7 protein-coding genes are annotated in these 6,224 nt (G+C 41.1%); all 7 read right to left on the reverse strand.

Annotated features, from left to right (window positions below):
- Position 1 precedes the first annotated feature (1 nt).
- Positions 2 to 493, reverse strand: a complete 492-nt coding sequence (locus LJE12_RS16225; RefSeq protein WP_022380260.1) for a LeuD/DmdB family oxidoreductase small subunit — start codon at positions 491 to 493, stop codon at positions 2 to 4.
- A 268-nt stretch (positions 494 to 761) separates the two neighbouring features.
- Positions 762 to 2,012 (reverse strand): 3-isopropylmalate dehydratase large subunit, encoded by a 1,251-nt coding sequence (locus LJE12_RS16230; protein ID WP_008708262.1) that lies wholly within the window; start codon positions 2,010 to 2,012, stop codon positions 762 to 764.
- Between the two features lies 1 nt (position 2,013).
- Entirely contained in the window at positions 2,014 to 2,496 is a 483-nt protein-coding gene (locus LJE12_RS16235; RefSeq protein ID WP_008708263.1) for a LeuD/DmdB family oxidoreductase small subunit, read from the reverse strand.
- 159 nt (positions 2,497 to 2,655) lie between these two features.
- Positions 2,656 to 3,846 (reverse strand): phosphopentomutase, encoded by a 1,191-nt coding sequence (locus LJE12_RS16240; RefSeq protein ID WP_008708264.1) that lies wholly within the window; start codon positions 3,844 to 3,846, stop codon positions 2,656 to 2,658.
- A gap of 121 nt (positions 3,847 to 3,967) precedes the next feature.
- Positions 3,968 to 4,411 (reverse strand): cytidine deaminase, encoded by a 444-nt coding sequence (gene cdd, locus LJE12_RS16245; protein ID WP_008708265.1) that lies wholly within the window; start codon positions 4,409 to 4,411, stop codon positions 3,968 to 3,970.
- A gap of 18 nt (positions 4,412 to 4,429) precedes the next feature.
- The gene (udp, locus tag LJE12_RS16250) at positions 4,430 to 5,215 is read right to left on the reverse strand and encodes a uridine phosphorylase (protein ID WP_025581079.1); all 786 of its coding nucleotides are present in this window, start codon (positions 5,213 to 5,215) and stop codon (positions 4,430 to 4,432) included.
- A 424-nt stretch (positions 5,216 to 5,639) separates the two neighbouring features.
- A complete protein-coding gene (locus LJE12_RS16255; RefSeq protein WP_118576286.1) occupies positions 5,640 to 6,032 on the reverse strand; it encodes a hypothetical protein in 393 nt (130 codons plus the stop codon).
- Positions 6,033 to 6,224 lie beyond the last annotated feature (192 nt).

The raw sequence follows: 6,224 nt of genomic DNA on the forward strand, positions 1-6,224 counted from the left end.
ATCAATCCAGTCCATTCAGTTTGCGCATGGCTTTTACAAGTCCGCCAGCCTGAATAATGCTCATCAGATTTTCCGGAAGAGAAGCAATCGGGTACTGTTTTCCATTGTAATCTACATGTTCATTCATTACCACAGTGACTTCATCACCTTCTTTGATATCATCATGAAGATCTGGCTGCTCGATCAGTAACAGACCATTATTAATAGAATTTCTGAAGAAAATTCTCGCAAAAGATTTGGCAATTACACACTGAATTCCCAGTGCTTTGATAATTTCCGGTGCCTGTTCTCTGGAAGAACCACATCCAAAGTTCTTTCCTGCAACAATAATGTCGCCTTTCTGAATCTGTCCTGCCAGTTCCGGACGCAGAGGACTGAATCCGTACTGTTTCATATCGTCGATTGTTTTCAGTGCGAGATATTCTGTTGGAATAATAATATCTGTATCAATGTCATCATCCAGAACCCACACTTTTCCTGTGAATTTTTCCATAATCTTACCTCTTATCTTCTATCTTCACTTATAACTGTTCAGTACTTTCACAGTCACAAGTTAAAATTCATTCAAACGAATTGTGAATATCCGCTTTGCTACGCGACTCTATACCATACCGAATAACTACTCCGCAGTTTATCAGGATGAGCTTGCTCTCCTCCCGATACAAACAAATCTCCACCTGCTGTCTATTGCTTTTCGCGACCTTCGCAGGAAATTTACTTGATTCGGTTAAATGTTTCACGTGAAACATTTATAATTAGCATCACACCTCACTTGCCAGCGCAATCTTTCCTGTAATGGCAGATGCTGTAACAGTAGCTGCTGATCCCAGATATACTTTGGAGCTTGGGTGTCCTGCACGACCTTTGAAATTACGTGTTCCTGTACTGATCAGAACTTCGTTCTCACCGATCACACCCTGACAGCTTCCCCAGCATACACTGCAGTTCGGATTCATAACAATGGCTCCAGCCTCCATAAACGTGTCAATAAGCCCCTCTTTTAATGCCTGGCGGTAAATAGTCTGGCTTGCAGGCACAACGAGAAATCTGACGCCCTCAGCAACCTTCTTGCCCTTGATGATTTCTGCACCGACACGCAGATCTTCAATACGTCCGTTGTTACAGGATCCCAGAAATGCTTCATTGATTTCAATTCCGCAGGCTTCTTCTGCAGGCACAACATTGTCTACAAAATCAGGTTTCGCAACTACAGGACGGACTTTTGATAAATCAAATGTATATTCTCTCGCATAAACTGCATCCGGATCACTGTGATATACAGCCTTTGGCTCACGTCCATGTTCTTTCAGATATTCAATAGCTTTCTCATCTGCTTCAAAGATACCTGTCTTTGCACCGGCTTCTACTGCCATGTTGCAAAGCGCCATACGATCACTGATACTGAGTGTTTTCGCACCCTCGCCTGTAAATTCCATTGCCTGATAGTTACATCCATTTGCTCCGATTTCCCCAATGATTGTAAGAATCAGATCTCTTGCGTAAACTCCTTCCGGAAGTTTACCTGTCAGATTAAATTTTACGCTCTCAGGAACCAGTACCCATGAAGTACCTGTTACCATACCATAAAGGAAATCTGTACATCCTACGCCTGTTCCAAATGCACCTAATGCACCGTATGAACAGGTATGGCTGTCTGCACCAAAGATCAGTTCACCCGGACGGACATAATTCTCGATCATAACCTGATGGCAGACACCTTTTCCTTCCCAGAAATCAATGTTATGTTCTTTTGCAAAATCTCGCATCTTCTTCTGAGATGCTGCTGTTTTCGGGCTGTCAGATGGTACATTATGGTCCACGATAAACACCAGCTTGCTTGTATCTGCAATGTGCGGATTTTTCAATTTATTGTTATACATATCAACCGTAAGATGTGTGGTTCCATCATTACTCATGAGACGATCGAGTTTAACTGTATGGATATCTCCCGGTTTTACGCTGTCAACACCTGCTGCCGCAGCAATAATCTTTTCTGCAATTGTCATTCCCATTTTACTTCTCCTCCTTGTTCAGAGATGCGATCAGACCACCCTGATTCAAAATATTCTGCATATATTCCGGAAGCTTTGTACAGGAATATGTTTTTCCGTTAGCTTCAACTGTTCCCTCTGACATATGAAGAACCATCTTATCTCCGGTATTTACTTCGTCCGGAAGATCTTTGCAGACAATTACCGGCAAACCAATATTAATAGAGTTTCTGTAAAAGATTCGTGCAAAAGATTTTGCTACAACTGCCTGTACTCCCAACGCTTTCAGAACACCAGGCGCCTGCTCTCTGGAAGAACCACATCCAAAGTTTTCTCCACCTACCACGAAATCTCCCGGTTTTACTTTCTTTGAAAAATCCGGATCCAGAGATTCAAATGCATGACCTTTCATCTCATCCAGATTAGGAAGTAACAGATACTGTGATGCTATGATCTGGTCTGTATCCAGGTCATTATGAAATTTAAAAATTGTTCCTGTTTCCATAAAAACGGTTTCCTTTCTGTATCATTTTATCTTTTTACAATTTATCACTTGTCTCTCTTTAACGATTTAGTCAGATAAATTCTTTTCCTATTTTAGCACAAAAGACAGGAGATTGAAAACGCCTGTTTTCAATATTCCTGTCTTTTTTTACAATCGTTATTACATTAACTCTTTTAAAACAGAATGTCCAATTGTTCCCTCAGGCATTGGCACTCCAAAATTCTCCGCCACAGAAGCGCCGATCACAGCAAAAGTATCTTCGTCTTTTATCGCACCACCATTTTTCATTCTCTTTGAGTACGCAATAAATGGTACATATTCTCTTGTATGGTCAGTTCCTGTATAAGTCGGATCATTTCCATGATCTGCAGTGAGAATAAGCAGATCATTCTCTCTCATTTCTTCTAACAACACACCCAGATTTTTGTCAAATTTCTCAATCTCTTTTCCGTAACCTTCCACATTTCTTCTGTGTCCCCATAATGCATCAAAATCTACAAGATTAACAAAACATAACCCTCTGAAATCTCTCTTGCAGATTTCAATTGTCTGCTCCATTCCATGTACAGAGCTGTCTGAATGATGAGTTTCTGTAATGCCTTCTCCGCAAAAAATATCATGAATCTTTCCAACACCGATCACATCAAATCCATGATCTTTCAACACGTTTAACGTGGTAAGTCCGGTGGGTTTCAATGCATAATCATGACGGTTACTGGTACGTTTAAATTCACCTTTTTTCTTACCAATGTACGGTCTTGCAATAACTCTGCCAACTCTCCATTCATCCTTCATGGTAATTTCTCTTGCAATTTCACAGCAGCGGTACAGATTCTGAAGATCAAAAGTTTCTTCATTTCCGCAGATCTGAAGAACAGAATCTGCTGAAGTATAAACAATCATTGCACCCGTCTGAATCTCCTCTTCGCCCAGTTCCTCAATAATCTCCGTTCCGCTTGCGCTCTTGTTTCCTATCACTCTTTTTCCGCATCTTTTCTCCAGTTCTGCGATCAGTTCCGGCGGGAATCCTGTTTCTGTAAAGGTTTTAAATGGTTTTTCTGTTTTGATTCCCATCATCTCCCAGTGTCCGGTCATGGTATCTTTTCCATTGCTAGCTTCACCCAGATGCGTATATCGCCCCTTGGGATTCTCAACACCCGCCATTTTTCCTGCCGGATGAAGATTCAACATTCCCAGTTTTCTAAGATTTGGAATCTCCAGAGAACCCATTTTCTCAAGAATATGTCCAAAAGTATCCACCCCGATGTCACCAAATTTTGCTGAATCCGGCATTGCCCCGATCCCCAGAGAATCAAGTACAATTACAAAAATTCTGTCGTAATTTTTCATTTATGTTTACTCCTTCTCTTACATTTTATTAATCGCTGACCTTTTCCTGTTCCCTTTTATTCGTCATTCACTTTTTTTACTTTTCGCAATTAAAAATCACTTGCAATGATGGGCGTTTACCTTATATTTCTCGGGAATTTATCAGATTTCGTAGTCCAAATCCCAGCGGTAGCAAATCCTTCAGTGTGTAGATATCATAATGCTCTTTATCTATTGCCAGAATAATCCGAAATGTCTCCGGATCACAGAACTCCATCATTACCTGACGGCAGACACCACAAGGAGCTGTATACTCTGTCAAAATTCCATCTTTTCCACCCACAATACAAATTGTGTCAAACTCCCTGACGCCTTCGCTCACTGCTTTGAAAATTGCAGTTCGTTCTGCACAGTTCGTAGGTGTATATGCTGCATTTTCAATGTTACACCCTGTATAAATCTGTCCGTTTTTTGTAAGTAATGATGCACCAACCTTAAAATTTGAATAGGGTGTATAAGAAAATTTGAGCTGTTCCATTGCAGTCTCAATCAGTTTGCTGATCATTGATTTTTCCAGATTCTGCATTCTCTGTCACCTCCGTCCTTACAGAACTTGTCCCTGATCTTCTTTAATCATTCTGCGGATTGCCTCTACAGCTACCCGGATTGCCATGTCTGTGTCATGTACAACCGGATTCTCAAGACCCAGCTTCTCTCTCTCCTGATTTGCCAATACCAACAGACAGGAACCCATCCTCGCCCTGAGTTTACCGGCTACGATGAAAAGTGCTGCGGATTCCATTTCAGAAGCAAGACATCCCATTCGTTTCCAGGCTTCCCATTTATTGATCAACTCATAACCTGCCGGCATTGCTTCCGGCTCATGCTGTCCATAGAAAGAATCTTTAGACTGTACCACACCTGTATGATATATAAATCCTTTCTCCTTCGCAGCTTCAACAAGAGCATTGGTCACATCCAGATTTGCCACTGCCGGATATTCAATTGGCGCATATTCTCTGCTTGTTCCTTCCATACGTACTGCTGCTGTCGCAATTACAATGTCTCCACTTTTTATTTCCGTCTGCATTCCACCACAGGTTCCGATTCTGACAAAAGTATCCGCTCCGCAGCGATACAGCTCTTCCATTGCAATGGACGCTGATGGGCCACCAATACCGGTTGACGTTACACTGACCTTCACTCCATCCAGTGTTCCTGTATAAGTGATATATTCCCTGTTGTCTGCGATCAGCACAGGATTATCAAAATACTGTGCAATCTTTACACATCTTTTCGGATCTCCCGGAAGGATCACATAACGGCCCACTTCACCTTTTGCCACTTGAATATGATACTGTCTGTTTACATCTTCTGAGTAATTTTTCATAATCATCCCATCCTTTTCGTTTTCACGTGAAACATCGGTTGCCACTGCTTAACAATCCTCTTAATTAATGCATTTAAGACAGTTCAACAGGATTTCATGTTCTGATGAGCTGAATCAATATACATTATTTACAAGAATTACTATAGTATCTTCCTTTTATTATGATTATAAATCATATACCTGTATGAGAAAAGTTCTTTTTTAGACCTGAATCCAATTTCCGTCCATCTGCAAATATCTTCCTTGTTAATTTACGGTTATAAAAAAACTGAGGTCGTCGCTCCACGATAAGGAACTCTGACCTCAATGGATTTGTGGCTGTTTTATAAGTTAACTCTCGAGAGGTAATTAATTCTCATATTATTAACTACATATCTTGAATAAACCGCATAAATAAGCCATTCTTTTGAATCGAGAGTTAATTTTACAGAAAGTTAAGAAGAGTATTTCCATCCGCATCCTGCTCTATCTTTGGATACAGCGCAACTTCAACTGTATTGGCACCAAGCCCTGCAAGAGCTACCAGTGCACGATAAGCATATTCTGTATTGAAATCTCCGATCGGTTCACCAAAATAGTCCCACTGACCAAGCTTTTTTGAGAATTTCTGGCCCTCTTTGATAAGCTTTAGCTGAATTTCTGTCAGCATTGTCTTCCAGTTTTCTGCAACATCACCGGTAAGAACAGAAGTGTCAAATTCCATACCAGGACCTATATTCACAGCTGCTATTTTTTCAAGCATTTCCTTATCCGCAGCTGCCGGAGAATTCTTTACCATCAACTCATTAGCCTTATTAAAAAATGTGATCGGATCCACATTAGGAGTCACCACAGTCCTGAATTGTGCTTCCGCCCCAAAGCTTTATGGGTGAACCTCACATGACTGAAGTCACATGCTTCCAGACGCTTTAGGCGTCCGACTGAATATCGGTGGATACGCCTGTAACTTAGGTACGCAGTTATGCGCATTTCCCATGCCAGATATGGCAGGTTCCCACATTACAGGTAG

The sequence above is a fragment of the Blautia sp. DFI.6.71 genome, from assembly GCF_020593585.1.
GTDB classification, from domain to species: domain Bacteria; phylum Bacillota; class Clostridia; order Lachnospirales; family Lachnospiraceae; genus Blautia_A; species Blautia_A wexlerae.